Raw genomic sequence first — 23,068 nt, 5'->3', positions numbered from 1 at the left:
TTCAGTCAGTCCTATTCCGAATTTATGATTTACGCCGGAACTTTTTCCGTTATAGAAATAAAGTCCATCATCGCTTCCACCGTTGGTCCATCCACACAGTAGTGCGTGAACTCATCGGTTTCACTGTTTGATGCCATGGTTACACCGGCTTTGCGGTAATTCATACTGGAAGGGACGGTTTTCCCTGCGGAGCTGTGTACTTCCGTTAGACCAATTTCCATAAACTTGGTCATATTCGCCAACCGAACTCCCGCGCCAGCCATAATGATTGGACCATTAATTTCACGGCTTTTTTCGTGCAACTCTTTCAGTAGCGGCAAACCTAACTCAGCACTTTGTTGCTGACCGGATGTTAAAATACGTGCCACCCCAAGGTTTTTAAGTTGCTCTAATGCCAGTAACGGATTGATACACATATCAAAAGCACGATGGAAAGTAATCTCCATTCCATTCGCAATTTCCATTAAGGTCTGCATCCGTTCGATATCAATGCGCCCTTCTGTATCTAAGATCCCCACCACTGCGCCGGGAAACCCCATCTCCTTGATCATCTGTAAATCTTCACGGATCACATCAAATTCACTCACGTTATAGCAAAAATCGCCACCACGAGGACGAATAATGGGATGAACAGGAATATGAAGTTTCTCTCTCGCCAATTTTAAATAGCCGTAGCTTGGTGTTAGCCCCCCATCTGCTGCCCCCGAGCAGAGCTCAATGCGATTTGCACCATATTCTTGCGCGACTTCGGCGCATTCTATACCAAAACAGCAAATTTCCAGTTTCGCCATGAAGATCTCCAAAATGGTCATAAGCTCAGTAGAATATGAGCTGAAAATTGAGGGCCAAAACGTGCTTTTTATTAGGCATTCAACTAACTATGCCACTTTTTGTTAAATGTTATCTGCGTGATATCACACCATTTAGAGTTGGCTCTAAATAATGATCAATAACGTTAATTGCATCACTTATTTTTCGCTTTCAACGATGTTTCTAAGGGAAAATGGGTGATATTTGAGGGTAATTAAGCCGTTTGTCACGGCCAAAGTCGGATTTGGCAGTCTTTCTTGCTGACCTTTAGGTTGACTCACTTTATAGGAGTAGCCCTCTGGTAGTGTGTCCGGTAATAAACGACGCGCTGTCTCTTCCAACAATTCTGGCGCGACCTCTATGACCATTTCAATATGTTCCCAGCTCTCTTGAGGATAGATTTTATCTTTTGGAAAAGGCAGTTCAATAATATAGACATCCTGCCCAGCAACTTGAATGGGCTTTTTCAGATCATAAAGACGAATTGGGCGACCATTAATCAGGTTATCGGAAAGTAACTCGGCGCATTGTAATAGCCCATCATGCCAACGCTCTGCGGTTTCCTGATGATGGCAACGTACAGAAATATGGTCAATCACATAATCTGTCAAAGACAAACCGAGTGCATGCGCCATTGCCGTCACTTTTTTTTCAAAATAAGGCAGGTCACACCATAAATCATTTAACTGAGGGATTTTATCGAAATCTAACATTCACATAACTCTATTGAAAAAAACAAAGATAATAAAAAGTGAAACAAGCGCCAGACTGTAGCACGACTCCCCCAAAATATGGTATAAAACCTGCCGTTTTTTCTCTTCCACCTTTTAGTTACGCCCATGAAATGGCACAATGCGGTAACTATGTTCGTTATTTAAGGTAATCCGGTGAATATTCAGGCTATTCTTTCAGATAAAATCAGTGCTGCAATGCTAGCAGCGGGAGCTCCAGAAGGCTGTGACGCCCTTGTTCGTCAATCAGCTAAAGCGCAATTTGGTGACTATCAGGCTAACGGCGTGATGGGAGCTGCGAAAAAAATGGGTCTGCCTCCCCGACAACTGGCCGAGCAAATTGTCAGCCAATTAGATCTCGAAGGTATCGCATCTAAAATTGAAATCGCCGGTCCCGGTTTCATCAACATTTTTATCGACCCAACATGGATTGCGACTCACGCAGAAAACGCGCTGACCAGCGACCGTTTAGGCCTAGCACCTGTTAAAGCCGAAACCATCGTGATTGACTACTCCGCGCCTAACGTTGCAAAACAGATGCACGTTGGTCATTTGCGCTCCACGATTATTGGTGATGCTGCGGCACGTACCCAAGAATTTATCGGTCACAAAGTGATCCGCGCTAATCACGTAGGCGACTGGGGTACACAGTTCGGGATGCTGATTGCTTACTTAGAAAAAGTGCAAAATGAAGATGCCAGCGACATGGCGCTTTCAGACCTCGAAGAATTCTATCGCGAAGCGAAAAAACATTACGACGAAGATGAAGACTTTGCCCTTCGTGCTCGTGGTTACGTGGTGAAACTACAATCTGGTGATGAATACTGCCGTAAAATGTGGCGTAAACTGGTTGATATCACCATGCAACAGAACCAAGAAACTTATCGCCGTTTAAACGTCACGTTAACGGAAGACGATGTGATGGGTGAAAGCCTGTATAACAGCATGCTACCAGGCATCGTTGCTGACTTAAAAGCCAAAGGTTTAGCCGTAGAAAGCGAAGGTGCAACGGTAGTTTTCCTTGATGAATTCAAAAACAAGGAAGGCGAACCGATGGGCGTTATCGTCCAGAAGAAAGATGGCGGTTTCCTGTACACCACCACCGACATCGCCTGTGCAAAATACCGTTATGAAACCTTGCATGCGGATCGCTCTTTGTATTACATCGACTCCCGCCAGCATCAACATTTAATGCAAGCTTGGACTATCGTCCGTAAAGCGGGCTATATTCCAGAATCCATGGCGCTTGAGCACCATATGTTCGGAATGATGCTAGGAAAAGACGGTAAGCCATTCAAAACCCGTTCAGGCGGTACTGTTCGTCTGTCCGACCTGTTAGATGAAGCCGTTGAACGCGCCCAAACGCTGATCCGGGAGAAAAACCCGGATATGGCAGAAGAGGAATTGCTGAATCTTGCTAATGTCGTAGGTATCGGCGCGGTTAAATATGCTGACCTGTCTAAAAACCGTACCACTGACTACATTTTCGATTGGGACAATATGTTAGCCTTTGAAGGTAACACCGCGCCATATATGCAATATGCCTATACTCGCGTTGCCTCTATCTTCAAAAAAGCGGACATTACCGAAGCAGATTTAACTTTACCAATCGTATTAGAAGCACCACACGAAATGGCATTAGCAACGCGTTTAATGCAGTTTGAAGAGACAATCTTAACAGTTTCACGTGAAGGTACGCCACACGTTATGTGTGCTTATCTGTATGACTTAGCGGGTCTGTTCTCTAGTTTCTATGAACATTGCCCTATTTTGTCCGCAGACACCGATGCACAGCGTCAAAGCCGTTTAAAACTGGCTTTATTAACGCAAAAAACCTTAAAAGCAGGTCTGGATACATTAGGTATCGAAACCGTCGAAAGAATGTAAGTTTTATTCTTTTGTTTAAAGCCCACTTCGGTGGGCTTTTTGCTTTTCACTTCTCCCCTCCCTTTCCCCTCTCTTTTCTGCACTATTTTTGAGCAATTTGTTGTAACGGATAGATAGCTTGCACTTATTTGGTGAGCAACCTCTCATTATTTCCCTTCATTTCAATTTATTACGCCCTAAAAACAAAAATTTAACATTTGGCACGATGCTTGCTTTATCTCTTTTGCCTTTTCAAAAAGACAGGGGGATTTATGAAGTACATCATCGCAATTATTAAACCGTTCAAATTAGAAGATGTTCGTGAAGCACTCACTGAGTTAGGAATACAAGGGATGACCATCTGTGAAGTCAAAGGATATGGCAGACAAAAGGGTCACGCGGAACTTTACCGTGGTGCGGAATATGAAGTGAGTTTTCTACCCAAAACCAAAATGGAGATTGCTATCAGCGATGACTTACTGGAACCCGCTCTCGATGCGATTATTCGTACCGCAGATACGGGGAAAGTGGGAGATGGAAAGCTGTTTGTTTTTGAACTTCTACAGGCCGTTCGCATTCGTACCAGCGAATCCGGCGATGACGCACTTTAAGGGAGATAAATAATGAGACGATTATGGTTACCTGCCACACTCTTCGCCTTAAGTTATTTCGCACTTCCCGCCTATGCGTCGGAAGTGAATGCAGTTGATAAAGCGGATAATGCTTTTATGTTGATCTGTACGGCGTTGGTATTTTTTATGACCATCCCCGGAATTGCGCTGTTTTATGGCGGATTATTACGCAGCAAAAACGTGTTATCGCTGATCACCCAAGTAATGCTGATTTTTAGTGTGGTGATTATTCTTTGGTTTGTATTCGGCTATAGCCTCGCTTTCACCGCAGGAAATAAAATCTTTGGGGATGGCTCTTTAACGTTTCTAAGCGCGATGTCCATCGACGATTTATCGGGTTCCATTAATCGATATATCCATGTTGCCTTCCAAGGCTCATTTGCGGTTATTACCCTCGCATTAATTGTCGGAGCACTGGGAGAACGCGTGCGTTTCTCCGCACTTCTTATTTTTACCGTGATTTGGTTTACCTTCTCTTATGTACCTATCGCGCATATGGTGTGGGCTGAAGGTGGATGGCTGGCGGATGATGGCGCTCTCGATTTTGCAGGTGGAACCGTAGTGCACATTAATGCCGCTGTCGCTGCACTGGTTGGCGCCTATTTGCTGGGTAAACGTAGTGACTACAGCCAAGTGGTGCTAAAGCCCCATAACTTACCGATGGTCTTTATGGGTACCGCGGTACTGTATATTGGGTGGTTTGGCTTTAACGCAGGCTCCGCAGGCAGTGCCAATAATATTGCCGCACTGGCGTTTATTAACACGGTGATTGCCACGGCTGGCGCTATCCTTTCATGGACATTTACTGAGTGGTTATTGAGAGGAAAACCCTCCATGCTTGGAAGCTGCTCCGGTTGTATCTCTGGATTAGTCGCTATCACACCTGCGGCCGGTACTGTTGGTCCTATTGGTGCACTTGTTATTGGTATTGTCGGAGGAATTATTGGGCTTTGGGGGGTTGTCGTCTTAAAACGTTGGTTAAAAGCCGATGATGTGTGTGATGTTTTTGGTATCCATGGCACCTGCGGTATTGTTGGCTGCATACTCACAGGCGTGTTTACCTCGACGCTGTTTGGGGGACTCGGTTATCGTGACAACGTCACGTTATCTCACCAAGTCTTTGTTCAGCTTGAGAGTATTGTGGTCACCATTGTATGGTCGGGTGTTGTCGCATTTATCGCCTTTAAACTGGCGGATAAGCTAGTTGGTCTGCGGGTTTCCCCAGAAGAAGAGTGCGATGGGTTGGATCTTACCACTCATGGCGAGCGCGCTTATCATCCGTAATTGTCTACTCCCCCTCGATTGAGGGGGGAGTTTGTTCGATGTAAAGCTAATACATATGGAGATTATAAGAACTACGCAATACTACGCTTCATAAAGTCACGCGGGCGGAAGCCTAATAGATACAGCGCCACAAAATAGCTCCCTGCACCAACAACCACTACCCCCATCAAACGTAACATGCGCATCAGCATATTGCCGTCTTGCCACGGTGGCATAAAGTGCAGTACGCCAAATAGCACCACAACCATCACCGCCAAGGCAACAAACAATTTAACTAAGAAACCGCGCCAGCCTGCTAACGGCTGGAAAATATCTTGCTTGCGTAACTGCCAATACAGAACACCGGCGTTAAAACATGCCGCCAGCCCAATAGACAGCGCTAAACCTGCATGTTGCAGAGGTCCAATAAAGGCTAAGTTCATTAACTGAGTCAGGATCAAAGTGACTATCGCTATTCTGACCGGAGTACGAATATCTTGGCGAGAATAGAAACCTGGCGCCAAGATTTTTACTAAAATCATCCCCGTTAAGCCTACACAGTAGGCCATTAATGCATACTGGGTCATCAAGGAGTCGTGAGCGGTAAATTTATCATATTGGAAAAGCGAAACCGTTAACGCTTCAGATAATATCGCTAGCCCTACCGCACACGGTAGTGCCAGTAATAAACATAAACGTAATCCCCAATCCATTAAATGGCGATATTCTTGGTGATTTCCGCTAGTAAAACTTTTAGAGAGCGATGGCAATAGGATGGTACCCAGTGCAACACCAAGCACCCCTGAAGGTAACTCCATTAAGCGGTCGGCATAATACATCCATGATACCGAACCTGATTGCAGGAATGAGGCGAAGATCGTGTTAATAATTAATGAAATTTGCGCGACAGAAACCCCGATAATCGCCGGTCCCATCATCTTCATGACTCGCCAAACGCCACTATCGTGGAACGATAAACGTGGCAATACCAACATACCGATTTTCTTTAAATGCGGTAATTGGTAACCCAATTGCAGCACACCACCAACAAGAACAGCCCAAGCCAGAGACATAATCGGCGGGTCAAAATACGGCGCAGCGAACGCTGCAAAGAAAATCATGCTGACGTTTAATAGCGTCGGTGCAAACGCGGGTACCGAAAAGCGGTTCCACGTATTAAGGATCGCACCCGCTAAAGATGCCAATGAGATCAAGAAAATATAAGGGAACGTCACACGCAATAAATCTGTCGTTAGTGCAAATTTATCGGCATTCGTGGTAAAACCCGGCGCCGTCACATAAATGACCCACGGCGCAGCAAACATGCCGACAACCGTCACGATCGCCAATGCTAATGTAAGCATCCCCGAAATATAGGCTACAAACGTGCGCGTGGCCTCTTCGCCCTGCTGGTTTTTATATTCGGCAAGAATGGGAACAAATGCTTGAGAAAACGCCCCTTCAGCAAAAATTCGACGTAATAAGTTAGGGAGTTTAAAGGCGACAAAGAAGGCATCAGAAGCCGCTCCCGCACCAAATACACGGGCAATAATGGCGTCACGAATGAAGCCTAAAACCCGTGACATCATCGTCATCGAGCTGACTGCCGCTAAAGATTTTAATAAATTCATGATTGCTAGACTAAAAGAAGACAATCGCAGCAGTTTAACAGCGGATGGCAAAACTGACTACGATTGTAGAGTAAATGTTTAGGCTTTAGTCGACTTCCATTCATTGTCGGTTAATGCCGTTAAGACGTGGTCGCGCCATTCTCCATTAATTTCGAGATACTGCTTTGCATAACCTTCACGTTCAAAACCTAGGCGAGTGAGCAAGTTACCGCTGCGCATATTATGGGGCATGTAATTCGCCATGATGCGGTGCATGCCTTGGTGTTTTTGCATGTAACGAATAATTTGGGTTAAAGCTTCGTACATCAGCCCCTGTCCCTGCCATTTTTCACCCAGCGAATAGCCCAGATAACACGCATGGAAGGAGCCGCGTAAAATATTGCTAAAATTCGCGACGCCAATCACTTCGTTTTCATCTTTATCCAATAAAAGGAAATGAAACGCGCTGCCTTGGCGATGCATTTCGCTCATGGCATGTAGGCGGTTGTTCCAACCTGAAGGGTTAAAATGAGAGTTGTCACGGGTAGGTTCCCATGGGGTTAGGAACTCTTTGTTTAAGCTGTAATAGTCCGCAAGTCGGTAATTATCTCGTTCGTAGGCTAAACGGATAATCATTCTGTCTGTCATTAGACGCACTTTGGGTTCATTTGAACGATAACCAAACATCGTTAGCCCTTAATTAGTAGTGTTACCAGTCTTACTTTCGATGTTTGAATTATAACTTAAATTTATCACTTAACTAATTCAATTCTCTCTATAATTAAGTCATTTTTTGAGCGGTTGGTTTTGTTTTATTTCATGTGTCCGTAAAAAACACACAATTGATGTTTACAGATAAACCCTAGATACTCCTATTTCGTGCTTTTCACCTTAAGCTAGAGCATTAGAAATACATAAACTAATAATACTTCAGGAACCTCCGATGTCCCGATTATATTTCGCTTTAATCTTGACCCTATTCTCTCATTCCGTCATTGCACAGATTTCATCGTCCGTTGGATTCAAAAATATCACTATCGATAAAGGCAGCGAAAGACCGCTAAATGTTGCTATCTGGTACCCCACACCACCCAATAACAACTCAATAAAAGTCAGTGATAATGCTGCTTTTTACGGAATAGATGTCATAAATGATGGAGCCCCCTCTGATATTAAATCTCCATTAGTTATTCTTTCTCATGGCTATGCGGGAAGTTGGAATAACTTAAGTTGGCTAGCGAGCGAGCTTGTTAATAAAGGATATATCGTTGCCGCCCCTAACCATCCGGGTACAACAACATTTAATCTAGACAGCCAGCAAGCCAAACAATTGAGGGAACGTCCCAGAGATCTAAGCCGAGTTATCGATTACTTAACGTTAGACCCTTTATTTAAGAAGCACATCGATAACAACAATATTATTGCTATCGGGCATTCTTTAGGTGGTTGGACAGTCGTTGCTTTATCGGGTGGAAGGTTTGATACCCAGTTATTTCAAGAAGATTGTATTGAACACGCCATCCTAGCTGCTTGCAAATTATCATCAACTTTAGACCTGAATAATCCTGCATTAAATAACAACATGGCAGACCCTAGGATCACCACCGTTATATCCTTAGATGCCGGTTTATTAAGAGGATTTTCTCAAGAAAGCTTGGCGAAAATTCAAACTCCCACATTGATTATTGCAGCTGGTATCGATATTGGTGATATGCCCGCTAAATTAGAGTCAGGTTACTTACATATATATATCCCCAAAGATACGTCATCTTATATTGAGCTCCCTGACACTACGCATTTTAGCTTTATGCAATTATGTAAACCTGGTGCAGTTGCCTTATTGGATGCAGAGTATGCTGGCGAAGGAATTATTTGTAAGGATGGAAACAAGAGAAATAGAAGTGATGCACACAAGGAAATGACCGAGCTTATTTCTAACTTTATGATGAACAACATGCGTAAATAGGTGTTGGAGCTGGCGTCAATCCTTGTAGCACACCATAGACATCACCAAGAAAAACCATAAAAATCAATTTATTAAATCCAACCAAGAATTCTATATTACCTTAGGCTAATATAAGCCTAAGGTAACAATCACGATATTAATTAAAATTTTGCTTCCAAACCAAGCCTAAACGTTCTTCCAGGGATAGGCATATAAATCACAGTTCCTGGGTCAAATGCATAGCGGTTAGTTAGGTTATCAATATTAAAATTCACATGAATATTTTTCGAAACATGATATTGGCCTAACAAATCAAATGTCGTGGTTGAGTACAGCTTAGTTACTGGGGCAGCAGCGGTTCCCGCTAGCCACTCATGAGGGTAATCTTTGCCAGAGTTATAACGAACTCGTAAACCTGTTTGTAGTTTTTGATCAAACATTTTCACCCCAACAATTCCAGTCACAACCTTTTTCGATGGGATCCGTGAAGGTGATAACCCCCAAGCAAACCCAACAGAATTACATGCGGTTGGGAGACGACCTAGCTCCATTTCATCTCTTGAACATAACTCAGAATTGTTATAAAAAGTCGCATCGAATGAACCAAATGCGTAATTAGAATCGTATTTCAGTTCAATTTCATAACCTGAGAGTTTAAAGCTGTCATAGTTTTTCATCACCACATATGGAGAATAAACTCCCGTTGGGTTTACACCTTGAGAAAGATACCCTTTAATATCATTATTAAAATAAGCCACACGTAATTCAGTATTATCTTCATCAAATATAAGATTTTCTTTTTCTACATTCATCCCAACTTCAAATGATTTAGCATGCTCTGGTTTTAATGGAACATCCGGAGAATACGAATAGGTTTGTCCTGATGCAGTGCTCTCGAATAAACTCGGTTCTCTATAGCTATCAGAATATTTTGTATAAATATCAAATTCGTCAGTTACATGGAAACGCAGTTCACCCATTAAATCATTTTTTGGACCATAGCTAGTACTTTTACCTAAAACATGGTCATCAACATCGAAAGCGTGAATACGCCACCCGACTAAAGTACTCACCCACTCCCCTTGATATGCCATATTGGTAAAGACGGATTTATTCGTTCCTTTAGCATTACGCGTTACAGAGTCTAATTCCTCACCGGGTATTGTTCCTTCTGGAGTCCAAATCGGTTGATAGGTTTTAGTCAATGGCTTTGATTTTTGTTGCATATATTCCACACCGTAAGTGATATCGATAGGATAATCTGCAAACTCAGACGTATTTTCTAAATTAAAGCCCACTCGCTCATCAGTGTAGCGGTGCTGATATTGATTACCATAGTGCGCGGTAACATCATCCGTTGTGCCATTACGTTGTTTAAATTTCCCTTTTGTCCACCATACGCCTAAATTCATATCTACCCATAATGAATCGGGTTTATAAGAATAATTTAAAGAGGCAGTATCAATATCTGCGGTGCCTAAAGACCACTGTGGCATTTTCCCATCGTATTGATACCAATACGCCGCTAAAACCTCACCTGCTTTTTGTTCATGATGGCGGTAATTTAATTCAATACTTGAGTATGGGTTAAGATAAATATTGGTTTTTAATAATGTTGACTGGCTTTCATAACTGGTATTAACCACTTCTTGCCCTGGCTTAATAGGAGCATCTGTATTTTCGTATTTATGATAACCATTTTTACCGGCGAAGAAGTTCCCTTGTTTTCTATCACTATGTGCCAGTAATATATCAAATTTATCATTTCGATATGCAACCCCTGTCGTGATAGAGCCATTATTAAAATGTGAATTTTTAACGCCATTTGAAACACGATATCCAGATTCTCCTTTCTCATCTGAAGCGATAGTTGGGCGTCGGTTATTATTGTAAATATTCCCCTTAAATAAGAAACCAAATTGGTCACCTTGAGGAATAATACTGTTTGCTGATAATGTTTTTAATTTAACCGTACCTCCGATGGCTCCTCCTGAGAATTTACTCATAGAAGCCCCTTTTTCGATTTCAATTGTATCGATTAAATCCATATCCACATAAGTTCTATCTGTACTTCCTTGGTAACCACGCCATGTATTGGTTGATTGCAAACTGCCATCAATAATAATTGGCACTCGTCCATTCCCTTGTAACCCCCGAATACCAATATCTAATGCACCCGCTTCATTTCGTGCATTATTAACTTGTAATGAAGTTTTATTAGCAAATATATCTGAATTGGTTGTTCCTCTTACGGTAGAAATATCATTGGCGTCTATTTGCTTGCTATTTGGCTTTATTTTGCTGGCTGTGACGAGAAGTTTATCTTTTTGAGTCGAAATATTGGTTTGATTTGCTAAGGCTGTATTTGTAGAACATATAATAATTAAACTAATTATACTTTTATTTTGAAATATCATTTAAGTAATGCCTTCATTAATTAATGATGATTAAATAGACGTGACGAAATAGCGTATAAAAATATGAGGATATATTTTTTATACTTTTCAATTTATGCATTTAAAGTAAATTTAAGTGCAATGCCATAGATGTAACTCATTCGAAAAACCTTATTTATTGAATGGTTACGTACTCATTTCCCTTACAAATATTAACAAGCCTTGAAATATACATTAATGATAATAATTATCAAGATCAAAATGAGTATCATTATCATTTATGTAATCATCTAGCGAGCGCAGCCAACCCCCCTATAATGGGAAATATCTTCCCACCCTAAATCCTAAATAGTTCACATTAGAGGTAGGCGGCAAGTGAGTGAGTCCCTTGGAGCATACATCAGTATGTGACGAGGGCGAACGAACGTAGCCAACACCCCTATAATGGGAAATATGACGGATTTATCGATAAAAAAATATCATGGTGCATATACCATCATTCCCGCCAAACTCCTGATACTATTAATAAGAATCATTCCTTCCGTTACTATTTTTTTATGGTGTTTCATGGCGCAGGTATCACGGGCAAGAAGCCTCGGCAAATATTTCCTTTTACTCGATAATATGCTGGTTGTTCTTGGCTTTTTCGTGGTTTTCCCTTTAATTTCAATTCGCTTTGTTGAGCAGCTTGGCTGGGCAGCTGTGGTGGTTGGGTTTGCCCTTGGATTACGCCAATTTGTGCAGCAAGGATTTGGGATTTTTGGGGGAGCTATTGCCGACCGATTTGGTGCAAAACCGTTAATTATTATTGGGATGCTGTTGCGTGCCGCAGGCTTTGTGTTGATGGCTTTGGCTTATGACCCTTGGGTGTTATGGCTTTCTTGTATATTGTCTGCCCTTGGGGGCACCTTGTTTGACCCTCCTCGTACCGCTTTAGTGATTAAATTGACCCGCCCTTATGAGCGTGGGCGTTTTTACTCATTATTATTTATGCAGGACAGCGCTGGCGCGGTGATTGGGGCATTAATTGGTAGCTGGCTTTTACAGTATGACTTCCACTATGTTTGCTGGGCTGGCGCGGCAGTGTTTGTGATTGCGGCTCTACTTAATGCTTGGCTACTTCCTGCTTATCGCATTTCCACCATCAAAGCCCCTATTCGTGATGGGATGCGTCGAGTCTTGAAAGACACCCGCTTTGTGACTTATGTGATCACGCTTTCTGGCTACTTTATGCTGTCAGTACAAGTAATGCTGATGTTTCCTATCGCCGTTAACGAATTGGCTGGCACACCAACGGCGGTGAAATGGATGTATGCTATTGAAGCGGCAATTTCCCTAACACTGCTTTATCCAATTGCCCGTTGGAGCGAAAAACATTTTCGCTTAGAGCAACGTTTGATGGCAGGGTTATTTTTAATGAGCCTGAGTATGTTCCCTATCGGTATGACCACATCGGTCAATATTTTGTTTGTGTTGATTGGGATTTTCTATTTAGGCACTATCACCGCCGATCCTGCTCGTGAAACCCTGAGCGCATCCCTTGCCGACCCTCGCGCCCGTGGCAGTTATATGGGCTTTAGCCGACTCGGTCTTGCGCTAGGCGGTGCAGTTGGTTATACCGGTGGCGGTTGGATGTACGATATTGGGCACCAATGGAATATACCTCAACTTCCTTGGTTCTTGCTCGGCACTATTGGTTTTATCACCTTATGGGCGCTTCATCGCCAATTTAACCGTAAAAAAATTGAAACAGTCATGTTGAGCGGGCAGTAATACGTTACACTTGGGTTATTACTGTATAAAGGAGTGATTATGAAAAACATTTTCTTGGCATCTATCTTTGGATTGCTATTTATTCTCACGGGTTGTGACAAATTAACCGAATTTACTATCAGTGAATCACAAATTAACAGTTACCTTGCGACCAAGGTTAAGTACGAAAATAATATCGGCATTACTGGGTTTGCAGATGCGGATATCACCTTGCATAACTTACAATCAGAAATTGGTCGTAGCGAACCGGGTATTATTGCATTAAAAGGCGAAGCCACTGTCACAATGAATTCACTACTTGGTGCTGCGGCGGCCGATATTGCATTGACCTTAACCGCGCGCCCTGTTTTTGATGCACAAACAGGCTCTATCTATTTGAAAGAGCTGAAAATTACCCAATATAAAATTACACCCGAAAATATGGAAACCGCCATTTCTGTGGTGATCCCGTATTTAAATAGCTCCCTTGAGACCTTCTTCGCGACTCAGCCTGTCTATGTGCTCAACCCAGATAATAGCGCCGCAGAAGCGACCGCGAAAAAACTCGCTAAAGGTTTAGAAATCAAGCCGGGTAAATTAGTTATTCCAATGGTTGATTAATTGACCATAAATATTTTTGATTGATAAATTGATAATCTAAAAATGAAAAAAGCAACCTTTCTAGTCGGTTGCTTTTTTATTGGAATGCCATTTATTTTTAATACTAAAAAGTCACTCGTAATAACTCGTTTTGTATTCAAAATCGAATTTTTCTACCCGTCCATCACTGTATGTCACCACACTGGTACATACAGTTGGGTTTTTATGATCATCATAATGCGTGCATTTTTGAGTAGTTTCGACAAACGGTTGCTGATTTTTCGTCGTATGAAAAAGAATTTTAGTGACTAAGCCATTAGTGAAAAAGTATTCATTTTTTGTATTAATAACTTCATTTTCATCAAAATATGTCGTTTCTATCGGTAAAAAATGTTCACCATAAACAAATGTCGCTATCTCTTTCTTCCCTTGAGTGATCTTATTAACAAGACCATCACGGTAATAATATTTCCAATCTTGCAGTTCTCCGGTTTGTAAATTGCACATCTTATCGATGCCATAACCTTTGAATTTTTGTTTATCTACTAAGTAATAAAGTTGCTTAAATTTTCTGACAATCACAAATGCTGTTTCACTGTCTCTATTGTAATAACTTAAATTGTTGAGACAACCGTGGAGATTAAAAGACACAGTCACTCTTTTGCTGAGCCCTTTTTCATCGTTCATGATTTGTGTTAATTCTTTTACTTTTCCGTAAAGCGGGTCAAATTGAAATTCAGTACTGTAATTAACCATACGTTTACTGTAGCTAGGTAAATCATTATCCACTTGTGCCAGTGCTAACGGTGAAATAAAGAGCAACATCAAGCCATGAAGTTTTATCGAGGTCATCGTGTCCATCCTTTTAACCTTTGATGAGAAAAGACGTTTCAGCGCCGTCTTCCCCCAATCATTAGTCTTTAAGTGACGGTGTCACTTATTCATCATCATTTTCTGAGTCAGATTCTAACTCATCACGCAGTGCAATTACGGCATCGCGGGTAATTTGCGCTAATGTACGGTAAAACGGTGTTGTCGCGTGAGCCTCAACTTTCCCCAGAAATGCGCCATACCAGCTCAGGATATAGCTGTCGAATAGCTCTTCCTGCGCGGCGGTTTCATCTTCAGCGGCTTGGTCTTCTAGCCATGATGCGGCTAACAGTAGCGCACCAAATGCATCCGTTGGGGCATCCGTTAAGGTCATTCCACGGGTCACTAGGAATTCGCGAATTTCTGCTTCAGTGATTTCTTCATCATAGCGATGAGCAAAAGGCGGAACCGTTGGTTCACTACCAAACATCGCTTGATAATCCGCCGTGATAGCCTTGTGATCCACTGCCTTCGCCATTCTTGCCCACAGTTCATCTTGCTCCAACGGCCATGAGGCTTTGAGCTTATCTTGAGCAATCATATCGATAAGAGGCTTCACAAGCGCATCGTCCGGAGAGCGTTGAAATAAGGTACCTAAAATACGGCAGACGATTGAGAATTCATTCATGGGTTTCTTCCTGTTGGCGATTTTCCTGCAATCACTTTTTCGTGATCATGATGCGATGCAGTATACCTGAAAAAACAGAAAACCCACGCTTTGAGCAATACCATATATGACATAGTCCAATATATGGCGCTGATAGTCGCTAATGATGATTTATTAAAGAATCAGATAACAGATAACCAAAGCATCCTCAAAATAATTCGCGCTGTGCATAAATATAGCGAACATTTCCCTAACGAGTTTTAGTTGTCACTAGGCGGCAAGAAAGCACATCCCTAGGAGCATACGCAAGTATGTGACTAGGGTGTGCTGACGCAGCCAACAACGTGACGGCGAAAACTAGGACGGGAAATTAGTATCCGCGGGCAGTATTAACTATCCCCTCTGGTTGCTCGCCCTTTTCAATCCGCTGAATATTACTCGCAATCATATCCATCGCCTCATTAGGCAACGTAAACGCCGCAACGTGTGGCGTAATGGCGATACGTGGATGAGTCCAGAATGGGTGCATGTGTGGCAGTGGCTCTGTAGCAAAAACATCGAGTGACGCCCCTGCAACTTGCCCTTTTTCTAATGCTTCCAGCAAGTCTTGCTCAATTAAGTGCGCACCTCGGGCGAGGTTAATAATATAGGCGTTTTGCTCAAGCTGGCTGAATAATTGATGATTTAAAATACCCACCGTTTCTGGGGTGCTTGGCAGCAGGTTCACAATCACGCGGGTGCCTGATAAGAAATCCGCTAACTGGTCTTGCCCATAGTAACTTTTCACATTTGGGATTTGCTTTTCTGAGCGACTCCATGTTCTGACTTTAAGACCAAAACTGGCTAAGCGTTTTGCCACGGCTTGACCTAACGCCCCTGCGCCCATCACGCCCACCACAAACTGGTCATGGGTGTAGGCTGGCAGTTGTTTCCATTGACGTTGGGATTGCAACTGACGGTACTCATCCATACGACGGAAGTAATACAAGACTTTTGCAGCGGCATATTCTTCCATTTGAATGGCCATACCCGTGTCTTCTAAGCGCATCAATGGAACGCCTGCCGGTAATGTTCCCGGGTTATCTTGCTCTTGCTTTAGAATCGCATCCACCCCCGCGCCTAATGCGAAAATCCCTTTTAAGTCTTGGCGACCCGCAAGGCACTCATAAGGAGGAAGCCATACCATGGCATAATCTGCCAGTTGGGTATCTCCCGGCTTCCATTGGCGAATATTGGCTTGAGGCAATCGAGCACGCATGCCATCAATCCACTGATTGGCATCAAAAAATGGATGGTAAAATAAAATATTCATGGCAACTCCTTATAGGTTTCCACCAGAGTGTGCGTAATGGTGTTTATTTTCAAGTCAATACCCCATATTTATATCCATAAGATGAGGATTTTGTTAAGGAGTTAACGGATTCTGGATTAATTGCTTGAAGTTTAAATAAACAATTTATTATCAATTTCTAATCAATAATAATTTATTAAGATTAGAGAGTAACCAAATTGGTTTTTATTTAGCTAAACGATAGAAAAAAGTGGATTTTTATTTAATTGGGAGTTGACGGAAGGCGCTCTTTTCCCTATAGTAGCGCCCCGTTGAAGGACAAGTTATTTATAACAAATTCTGCAACCACAATTTAGAAAAACGGTGAGGTGTCCGAGAGGCTGAAGGAGCACGCCTGGAAAGTGTGTATACGGCAACGTATCGAGGGTTCGAATCCCTCCCTCACCGCCATTTCTAATCTAAGTTATTCTTCCTTTAGTAATTTCTCGTTTATCTTCCCAGAACCATCGATTCTATCAATCCCAACGCCTTTCGCATGATATTCACGACTGATTTCTTCCCATAATTCTGCGTTTTCTACACCTGCGGCTCTTGGATCAAACACCGGATCAACGCCTAATTTGGTTTGTCTTTCAAAGTCACGTAATGCTCTTAAAGCGGGTTTTGATAAAAACACAATCGCAATCAAGTTTAAGTAGCTCATGCTGCCGAAACCGATATCACCCAGCCCCCACATAATACTGACCGACTGCACGCTGCCCATAAAGACAATCACCAAGAAGACGAATTTCAAAATCAGCTTGAGCACAGGATATTTCAGCTTACGATCAAGGTAAACAATGGTGGTTTCTGCAATATAGTAGTAAGCCATAAGCGTTGTGAAGGCGAACAAGAATACCGCTATAGAGACAAACCCTGCACCCGCCGATGTAAATACCGTAGAAACTGCCATTTGAGTCCATGCAGTTCCTGCTGCCACACCTGGCACATACTCCACAAGAGCAGTCGCTGAACCATCAGGGAAAACGTTGTACATATTGGTGACTAAAATCATCAGTCCCGATGCTGTACACACAACCACGGTGTCGATATAGATAGAGAATGCTTGAATAAGCCCCTGTTTGACCGGATGGCTAACTTCTGCCGCCGCGGAACTGAATGTCGCTTCACCTGCTCCTGCCACGTTTGAGAACACAGCACGACGCACGCCCCAAGACACCGCAGTTCCCACGATCCCACCAAATACCGCATCCATTCCCATCGCACTGCGGAAAATTAAGCTGAACATACCCGGTACGCTATCCCAATGGCTGCCCAGAATAATCACCATCATCACGATATAAGCTAATGCCATGATAGGAACAATTTTATCGGCTGCGCTCGCAATACGTTTCACACCACCAAAAATTAACCACGCCATTAATACTGTCACTAATGCACCTGTTGCCATTGGTGGAATATTAAATGCCGTTTGGAACGAATCCGCGATGGTATTGGCTTGAATACCCGGTACCAACACACCGTAAGATAAACAGATCACTGCCGCAACAAAGATAGCAAAAGGCTTTAATTTCAATCCTTTTTCAATATAGTACGGCGAACCACCACGATATTGGTCATCTGAGCGCTGCTTATAAATCTGCGCCAGTGTAGACTCAATAAAGGCGCTCGCGCCTCCAAGTAAGCCCATGACCACCATCCAGAAAATAGCACCAGGACCACCTGCCGCAATCGCCGTTGCTACCCCTGCAATATTACCGACCCCAACACGCCCCGATAATGCTAAACAGAAGGCTTGGAATGAGGAGATCCCGTCTTTTGATGCTTTATTTTCTTTTAATAAACAGACCATTTTTACGATGTAACGAAACTGCACACCGCGTGTTGCTAATGTGAAATAGAGACCGACACCCAGAGATAAGAATACGAGAGCATTACCCCAGATGTAACCAACGATGGTATTAACGATGGCTTCCATATGTACTCCTCGACTATTGTAATTGTATTTGTGTATTTGCAAGGGTCGAAACCTGAACCCTGCAAGGTTCAGGTCAATGTCATTTTACTGATTGATAAACCAGATAACTTTCGTTTGGGTGTATTGCTCAAAGGCTTCTAAGCCGTTGTCTTTTCCACCAAAACCTGACTGACGGAAACCACCAAATGGTGTGGTGATATTACCTTCGCTAAATCCGTTGACAGACACCGTCCCCGCATTGATACGACGTGCAATATTCATCACTCGATGGACATTTTGGCTGTAAAACGATGCAGCCAATCCGTAGTGAGTGTCATTGGCTAAATTGACCGCCTCGTCATCGGTTTTAAACGATGTGACGGCTAAAATGGGACCAAAAACTTCATGTCGAAAGAGAGACATTTCTGGCGTAACGGCATCAAAGATAGTCGGTTCGATATACCATCCTGAGCCGAGATCACTGCGTATTTTTCCTCCTGTCACCAATTTTCCACCTTCTTTAACAGTGGTGTCTAAAAATGATTTCACTTTCTCAAAATGCGCTTCTTCAATCATTGGACCAATAGAGATACCCGCATCACGAGGGTCGCCCACTTGCCATGTTGATGCCGCAGCGGTTAACTTCTCGAGTAAGGATTTTTTGACATTTTCATGCACAATTAAACGAGAGCCGCAGCTACAGTTTTCGCTCATATTCCAGAACGCAGCCGCCATAATATGTGGAATAGCCCCATCTAAGTCCGCATCCTCAAACACCACTTGTGGGCTTTTTCCGCCACATTCCAAGACAATCTCTTTTAGGTTACTTTCCGCGGAGTATTTCAGGAATAAACGCCCCACTTCAGTTGAACCGGTAAACGACACCACGTCCACATCAGGATGGCGTCCTAAGGCTTCCCCGACTTTCTCACCTAGCCCACACACTAAACTTAACGCACCTTTAGGGACGCCAGCTTCATAAGCCAGTTCCACCATGCGGTAGGCACTCAAGGAAGTTAACTCTGCGGGTTTGACAATCACCGAGTTCCCGACAGCCAACGCCGGTGCCACTTTCCATGCAAACATTTGAGCAGGGAAGTTCCACGGTAAAACGGCACCCACAACGCCAATTGGCTCATGAACAATCAGCCCCATTTCTTGGCGACCCGTTGGGGCAATTTTGCCGAACAATTTGTCGATAGCTTCCGCATACCAATAGAAGGTTTCGACGGTAGCAGGTAAGTCAGTATTCAGACATTCCGTGATCGGTTTTCCCGCATCTACGCAATCTAACGCAGCCAGCTCTTCACTGTGTTTTTCAATTAATTGCGCCCAGCGCAGCATCACTTGCCTACGTTCTTGGGGAGATAACCCACTCCAGCACCCTTCTTCAAAGGTTTCACGAGCAATATTCACGGCAGCATGAACATCTTGCGCGCTGCCATCCGCAATATAACCAATCGCGCTATTATCGATAGGCGTATAGTTTTTAAGTTTGGCACTGCCACTTTGGTAGCCCGCAATTAAATTCCCCGCCCACAGTTTGCTCTGTTTTGCTCGCTCAAATATTTGCTCTTTGGTGATCAACATATGCAACCTCGCTATGGTTTGATCAGCGCAAGAAACTCATGACGTTCTTGCTGGCTAATATTTGACAGAGGCAAGCGAACTGGCCCCACGTTAAAGGAGCCTTTTAAGCAACCCGCTTTTGCTTTTTGGTTATAATTGCCTGACTCCATGGAATAAATGGCTGGGTAAATCTCTTGCATGATCTGCTTAGCCTTCGCCCAATCCCCTTTTTGCGCTGCGTTAAAAATCGCCACTTGCTCTGTTGGGAAAACATTACCCGCACCGGCGATCCAGCTTTTCGAGCCCCAAAAGAAAAAGTCCACAGGTTGGTCATCACAGCCGCAAATCACTTCGAAGTTTTTAAATGGCGTTTGTAACAGATGCAGAGCACGGCTAAAGCTGCCACTGCTCTCTTTGATAGCGACGATATTGTCGATTTCAGCCAATCTCACCACGGTATCTAACTCAATTTCGATACCAATACGGGCTGGGAAGTTGTACATAATGATTGGTAACGAGGTGGATTTCGCCACTTTTTCGTAGTGGGCATAAACGCCGTTTTGATCCGGCAGGCTGTACGGAGGCGGCGACAGCATCAATCCTTCGTAGCCCAGTTCTTTCGCTTGTGCTGCGCGTTTAATTGCGCCCTCGGTAGATAAGTCATTAATCCCTGCGATCAGTGTCACACGCCCTTTGGCAATTTTACTGACCGTGGTTAATACGGTTTTACGTTCATCTTCATTTAATGCGTAATACTCACCCGTGGTGCCGCAGACAACTAACCCGGTCACACCGCTGGCGATCAGTTTTTCGGTTAACTCTGCTAATGCCGTGATATTCAATGAAAGATCATCATGAAACGGAGTGACTAACGGAACAAGGATGCCATGAAAATTCATTATAATTCTCCTGAATTAAAGAAAGCGCTTAATCGAAAAAGGCGAGCAATCGAGCGGTGTCGGTTGCCCGTGGATCATGTTATTGACGATATCTGCGGTAATTGCCGCTTGTGTTAGCCCTAAATGTTGATGCCCAAAGGCAAAAACATACGGGCCTTTTTGGTCTATGACCGGTAAGGAATCTGAGATAGTGGGACGAAAACCCATCCATTCACTGGTATTCTGGCTATCCAATGGTGTTTTTAGCATTGGGTTAGCCAACGGTAAAAAGTGACGAGCGCGCTGCATATTCGGCGGGCGTTTTAACCCTGCGTATTCCACCGTCCCCGCAAGACGTAACCCACCGTTCATTGGCGTCATAATAAAACGGCGATCCATACTAGAAATGGGAATGGATAAACGCCCTTTTTCATTCGGTAGCATCAAGTGATAACCGCGCTCCGTTTCTAACGGCACATTAATACGGCTCACCATCTTCACTAACGATTTCGAAAATGCACCACCCGCAATCACCACTTTATCAGCGATAAATGTGCCTTGTGATGTGGTTAAATGAGCTTGGCTCGCCGATGACGAATCAATCGCCGTGACTTCACACTCAGTCAGGACTTTTCCCCCTAACTGTATGAATGCTTGAGTTAATCGCTCATGCATTAAGGCAAGATCCACCACATGCCCAGTCTCGGGGTAGAACAATCCACCGATTTGGTTATTGGCAAGTTCAGGTTGCTGTGCCAACAGTTGGGATTGATCCCATAATTGGTTATGCACCCCCATGCTATTTAAATACTCACCGTGGCGACGCAGTTTTTCGAGGGTCGGCGGTTTCTCAGCCACCAGCAAAGAACCTTGGATTTTGACTAAATCCTCTAACTGCCACTGCTTAGAAAATGCCTGCCAAGAAGCCAATGATGCCCCATTGAGCATCGAGAGAACGTGGTGAATATGCATAAACGGTTTGTAGCGCATATTGCCCAACAATTTCAGTAACCATGGTGTGAGCGGCAATATATAACGCCAATCAATACGCAATGCGCCTAACGGGTCGAGCAACATGCTAGGAATTGATTTCAAAACGGAGGGGTCAGCCACAGGAAAAACCTGCTCCGTGGCGATATGCCCTGCATTGCCAAATGAAGCACCGGATCCAATTTGGTTTTTGTCGACCAATAAAACGCCCGTGCCTTGATTCTGGACAGATAACGCAATACTGAGCCCGACAATGCCACCACCCACCACAATCACAGAATATTTGTTATCCATTGGCTTACCTCACTCCACCATGATCCCAAAGCGGAACGGGTCGTTTTTATCGATCAACAAGGTATTTTCGCCGCTGATATAGGCATTTCCGCGAATAGTCGGGATGATGCCATTAGCATCTGCAATCTGATAGCTAGCTTGGAATTGGCTACCGATGACACTTGCCTGACGCCAAATTTTGCCTTCCGCGAGCTTGTTGTCTGCCGCAAGACACGCCAGCTTGGCACTTGTTCCCGTGCCACAAGGAGAACGGTCATAGGCACCGCCTGGGCATAAAACAAAACTTTGACTATCCGCATCTTCGCAATGACCAAATAGTTCGATGTGGTCAATTTCTTGGTTATCTTTACCAAAAATACCTTGGTCAACGAGGGCTTGTTTGATTTTCAAACAGATTTCAGTCAGCGCCTTCGCGTTCCTATACTGGATAGCGAGTGGTGAATTTTCGACGAGGAAAAACCAGTTTCCTCCCCATGCAATATCCCCAGTCACTAGCCCAACCTCCGGCACGTTGACTTGGACGGCTTTGCGATAGCGGTATGCGTAGACGTTTTGAATGCTCACGCTACCATCTTCATGTAATTTAGCGGTCACATCCCCGACAGGGGTTTCAATTAAATGCTCCCCGTAACCTATGCGCCCTAAGTAATGCAATGATGCGACCAAACCAATGGTGCCGTGACCACACATACCTAAGTAGCCTTCGTTATTAAAGAAAATCACCCCGGCGGCAGCTTTCGGATTCACTGGTTTGCAAAGTAATGCGCCCACTAAAATGTCATTTCCACGTGGTTCTAAAATCGTTGTGCAGCGCCAATGATCATATTCCGTACGTAATTTTTGCAGGCGCGACGCCATGTCTGCATTCCCTAAATCAGGAAAACCCTCAATGACTAAACGTGTCGGTTCTCCTGCGGTATGAGAGTCAATGACTTCAATTTTCTTATATTTACTCTGCATCAGTTCATCCTTATTAATATCATTTGTTAATAGAATGCTTGATTTAT

The 23,068-nt window shown here is 43.5% G+C and carries 19 protein-coding genes and 1 tRNA gene; 7 read left to right on the top strand and 13 right to left on the bottom strand.

All coding sequences use genetic code 11. The features are described from left to right. Positions 1–29 precede the first annotated feature (29 nt). Both cutC and ACY3ZI_RS09670 read right to left on the bottom strand, forming a co-directional pair. Positions 30–791, bottom strand: coding sequence for a copper homeostasis protein CutC (gene cutC, locus ACY3ZI_RS09675; protein WP_108478196.1), 762 nt, complete (start codon positions 789–791; stop codon positions 30–32). 177 nt (positions 792–968) lie between these two features. Beyond that, the gene (locus ACY3ZI_RS09670) at positions 969–1,523 is read right to left on the bottom strand and encodes a VOC family protein (protein ID WP_211885459.1); all 555 of its coding nucleotides are present in this window, start codon (positions 1,521–1,523) and stop codon (positions 969–971) included. Positions 1,524–1,697: 174 nt separating this feature from the next. On the opposite strand from ACY3ZI_RS09670, the gene argS reads away from it, so the two are divergent. The 3 genes from argS (at position 1,698) to amtB (ending at position 5,323) form a co-directional block, all read left to right on the top strand. Further along, positions 1,698–3,428 carry an arginine--tRNA ligase gene (argS, locus tag ACY3ZI_RS09665; protein WP_487377313.1) on the top strand — a complete coding sequence of 577 codons (1,731 nt, stop codon included), beginning with the start codon at positions 1,698–1,700 and terminating at the stop codon, positions 3,426–3,428. Positions 3,429–3,679: 251 nt separating this feature from the next. Further along, positions 3,680–4,018: a P-II family nitrogen regulator gene (locus ACY3ZI_RS09660; protein ID WP_036954549.1), complete on the top strand. Its 339-nt coding sequence runs from the start codon at positions 3,680–3,682 to the stop codon at positions 4,016–4,018. A gap of 12 nt (positions 4,019–4,030) precedes the next feature. Next, positions 4,031–5,323 carry an ammonium transporter AmtB gene (gene amtB, locus ACY3ZI_RS09655; protein ID WP_487377311.1) on the top strand — a complete coding sequence of 431 codons (1,293 nt, stop codon included), beginning with the start codon at positions 4,031–4,033 and terminating at the stop codon, positions 5,321–5,323. Positions 5,324–5,394: 71 nt separating this feature from the next. Here amtB and murJ read toward each other — a convergent pair whose 3' ends face one another. Both murJ and rimJ read right to left on the bottom strand, forming a co-directional pair. After that, the gene (gene murJ / locus ACY3ZI_RS09650; protein ID WP_487377309.1) at positions 5,395–6,933 is read right to left on the bottom strand and encodes a murein biosynthesis integral membrane protein MurJ; all 1,539 of its coding nucleotides are present in this window, start codon (positions 6,931–6,933) and stop codon (positions 5,395–5,397) included. Positions 6,934–7,011: 78 nt separating this feature from the next. After that, positions 7,012–7,599 (bottom strand): ribosomal protein S5-alanine N-acetyltransferase, encoded by a 588-nt coding sequence (rimJ, locus tag ACY3ZI_RS09645; RefSeq protein ID WP_036954560.1) that lies wholly within the window; start codon positions 7,597–7,599, stop codon positions 7,012–7,014. Positions 7,600–7,855: 256 nt separating this feature from the next. Between rimJ and ACY3ZI_RS09640 the strand changes: the two genes are divergently transcribed. Further along, a complete protein-coding gene (locus ACY3ZI_RS09640; RefSeq protein ID WP_211885451.1) occupies positions 7,856–8,878 on the top strand; it encodes an alpha/beta hydrolase family protein in 1,023 nt (340 codons plus the stop codon). A gap of 140 nt (positions 8,879–9,018) precedes the next feature. Here the strand turns inward: ACY3ZI_RS09640 and ACY3ZI_RS09635 are convergent, their stop codons facing one another. Continuing rightward, entirely contained in the window at positions 9,019–11,274 is a 2,256-nt protein-coding gene (locus ACY3ZI_RS09635; RefSeq protein WP_487377306.1) for a TonB-dependent receptor domain-containing protein, read from the bottom strand. A gap of 546 nt (positions 11,275–11,820) precedes the next feature. On the opposite strand from ACY3ZI_RS09635, the gene mdtH reads away from it, so the two are divergent. Together mdtH and ACY3ZI_RS09625 are read left to right on the top strand one after the other, a co-directional pair. Beyond that, positions 11,821–13,026, top strand: coding sequence for a multidrug efflux MFS transporter MdtH (gene mdtH, locus ACY3ZI_RS09630; RefSeq protein WP_036954565.1), 1,206 nt, complete (start codon positions 11,821–11,823; stop codon positions 13,024–13,026). Positions 13,027–13,065: 39 nt separating this feature from the next. Then, on the top strand, positions 13,066–13,626 hold the full coding sequence (locus tag ACY3ZI_RS09625) for a lipoprotein (protein ID WP_154603922.1): 561 nt from the start codon (positions 13,066–13,068) through the stop codon (positions 13,624–13,626). 111 nt (positions 13,627–13,737) lie between these two features. Here the strand turns inward: ACY3ZI_RS09625 and ACY3ZI_RS09620 are convergent, their stop codons facing one another. The 3 genes from ACY3ZI_RS09620 to ghrA all read right to left on the bottom strand — a co-directional run bounded on the left by ACY3ZI_RS09620 (position 13,738) and on the right by ghrA (position 16,394). Then, a complete protein-coding gene (locus ACY3ZI_RS09620; protein WP_487377305.1) occupies positions 13,738–14,466 on the bottom strand; it encodes a YnfC family lipoprotein in 729 nt (242 codons plus the stop codon). A 76-nt stretch (positions 14,467–14,542) separates the two neighbouring features. Then, positions 14,543–15,103, bottom strand: a complete 561-nt coding sequence (locus ACY3ZI_RS09615; RefSeq protein ID WP_487377304.1) for a TorD/DmsD family molecular chaperone — start codon at positions 15,101–15,103, stop codon at positions 14,543–14,545. 349 nt (positions 15,104–15,452) lie between these two features. After that, entirely contained in the window at positions 15,453–16,394 is a 942-nt protein-coding gene (ghrA, locus tag ACY3ZI_RS09610) for a glyoxylate/hydroxypyruvate reductase GhrA (protein WP_211885444.1), read from the bottom strand. Positions 16,395–16,735: 341 nt separating this feature from the next. Here ghrA and ACY3ZI_RS09605 point away from each other — a divergent pair. Then, positions 16,736–16,823, top strand: a tRNA-Ser gene (locus tag ACY3ZI_RS09605). 13 nt (positions 16,824–16,836) lie between these two features. Here the strand turns inward: ACY3ZI_RS09605 and ACY3ZI_RS09600 are convergent. The 5 genes from ACY3ZI_RS09600 to ACY3ZI_RS09580 form a co-directional block, all read right to left on the bottom strand. Continuing rightward, positions 16,837–18,351 carry an alanine/glycine:cation symporter family protein gene (locus tag ACY3ZI_RS09600; protein ID WP_132495850.1) on the bottom strand — a complete coding sequence of 505 codons (1,515 nt, stop codon included), beginning with the start codon at positions 18,349–18,351 and terminating at the stop codon, positions 16,837–16,839. An 84-nt stretch (positions 18,352–18,435) separates the two neighbouring features. Continuing rightward, positions 18,436–19,920, bottom strand: a complete 1,485-nt coding sequence (locus ACY3ZI_RS09595) for an aldehyde dehydrogenase (RefSeq protein ID WP_487377302.1) — start codon at positions 19,918–19,920, stop codon at positions 18,436–18,438. Between the two features lie 11 nt (positions 19,921–19,931). Further along, positions 19,932–20,798 carry a 4-hydroxy-tetrahydrodipicolinate synthase gene (gene dapA, locus ACY3ZI_RS09590; RefSeq protein WP_211885440.1) on the bottom strand — a complete coding sequence of 289 codons (867 nt, stop codon included), beginning with the start codon at positions 20,796–20,798 and terminating at the stop codon, positions 19,932–19,934. Between the two features lie 15 nt (positions 20,799–20,813). Continuing rightward, positions 20,814–22,061, bottom strand: coding sequence for an NAD(P)/FAD-dependent oxidoreductase (locus ACY3ZI_RS09585; RefSeq protein WP_487377301.1), 1,248 nt, complete (start codon positions 22,059–22,061; stop codon positions 20,814–20,816). 9 nt (positions 22,062–22,070) lie between these two features. Continuing rightward, on the bottom strand, positions 22,071–23,021 hold the full coding sequence (locus tag ACY3ZI_RS09580) for a 4-hydroxyproline epimerase (protein ID WP_487377298.1): 951 nt from the start codon (positions 23,019–23,021) through the stop codon (positions 22,071–22,073). Positions 23,022–23,068 lie beyond the last annotated feature (47 nt).

The organism is Providencia sp. LY12, assembly GCF_057621555.1.
This window is presented reverse-complemented; position numbering and strand designations above follow the sequence as displayed.

Coding starts and splice junctions, on each gene's coding strand:
- rimJ (WP_036954560.1), bottom strand. CDS start 7,599: ATGTTTGGTTATCGTTCAAATGAACCCAAAGTGCGTCTAATGACAGAC.
- ACY3ZI_RS09635 (WP_487377306.1), bottom strand. CDS start 11,274: ATGATATTTCAAAATAAAAGTATAATTAGTTTAATTATTATATGTTCT.
- amtB (WP_487377311.1), top strand. CDS start 4,031: ATGAGACGATTATGGTTACCTGCCACACTCTTCGCCTTAAGTTATTTC.
- mdtH (WP_036954565.1), top strand. CDS start 11,821: ATGGCGCAGGTATCACGGGCAAGAAGCCTCGGCAAATATTTCCTTTTA.
- ACY3ZI_RS09660 (WP_036954549.1), top strand. CDS start 3,680: ATGAAGTACATCATCGCAATTATTAAACCGTTCAAATTAGAAGATGTT.
- ACY3ZI_RS09600 (WP_132495850.1), bottom strand. CDS start 18,351: ATGGAAGCCATCGTTAATACCATCGTTGGTTACATCTGGGGTAATGCT.
- ACY3ZI_RS09595 (WP_487377302.1), bottom strand. CDS start 19,920: ATGTTGATCACCAAAGAGCAAATATTTGAGCGAGCAAAACAGAGCAAA.
- dapA (WP_211885440.1), bottom strand. CDS start 20,798: ATGAATTTTCATGGCATCCTTGTTCCGTTAGTCACTCCGTTTCATGAT.
- ACY3ZI_RS09620 (WP_487377305.1), bottom strand. CDS start 14,466: ATGGACACGATGACCTCGATAAAACTTCATGGCTTGATGTTGCTCTTT.
- ghrA (WP_211885444.1), bottom strand. CDS start 16,394: ATGAATATTTTATTTTACCATCCATTTTTTGATGCCAATCAGTGGATT.
- ACY3ZI_RS09625 (WP_154603922.1), top strand. CDS start 13,066: ATGAAAAACATTTTCTTGGCATCTATCTTTGGATTGCTATTTATTCTC.
- ACY3ZI_RS09640 (WP_211885451.1), top strand. CDS start 7,856: ATGTCCCGATTATATTTCGCTTTAATCTTGACCCTATTCTCTCATTCC.
- cutC (WP_108478196.1), bottom strand. CDS start 791: ATGGCGAAACTGGAAATTTGCTGTTTTGGTATAGAATGCGCCGAAGTC.
- ACY3ZI_RS09615 (WP_487377304.1), bottom strand. CDS start 15,103: ATGAATGAATTCTCAATCGTCTGCCGTATTTTAGGTACCTTATTTCAA.
- ACY3ZI_RS09585 (WP_487377301.1), bottom strand. CDS start 22,061: ATGGATAACAAATATTCTGTGATTGTGGTGGGTGGTGGCATTGTCGGG.
- ACY3ZI_RS09580 (WP_487377298.1), bottom strand. CDS start 23,021: ATGCAGAGTAAATATAAGAAAATTGAAGTCATTGACTCTCATACCGCA.
- ACY3ZI_RS09670 (WP_211885459.1), bottom strand. CDS start 1,523: ATGTTAGATTTCGATAAAATCCCTCAGTTAAATGATTTATGGTGTGAC.
- murJ (WP_487377309.1), bottom strand. CDS start 6,933: ATGAATTTATTAAAATCTTTAGCGGCAGTCAGCTCGATGACGATGATG.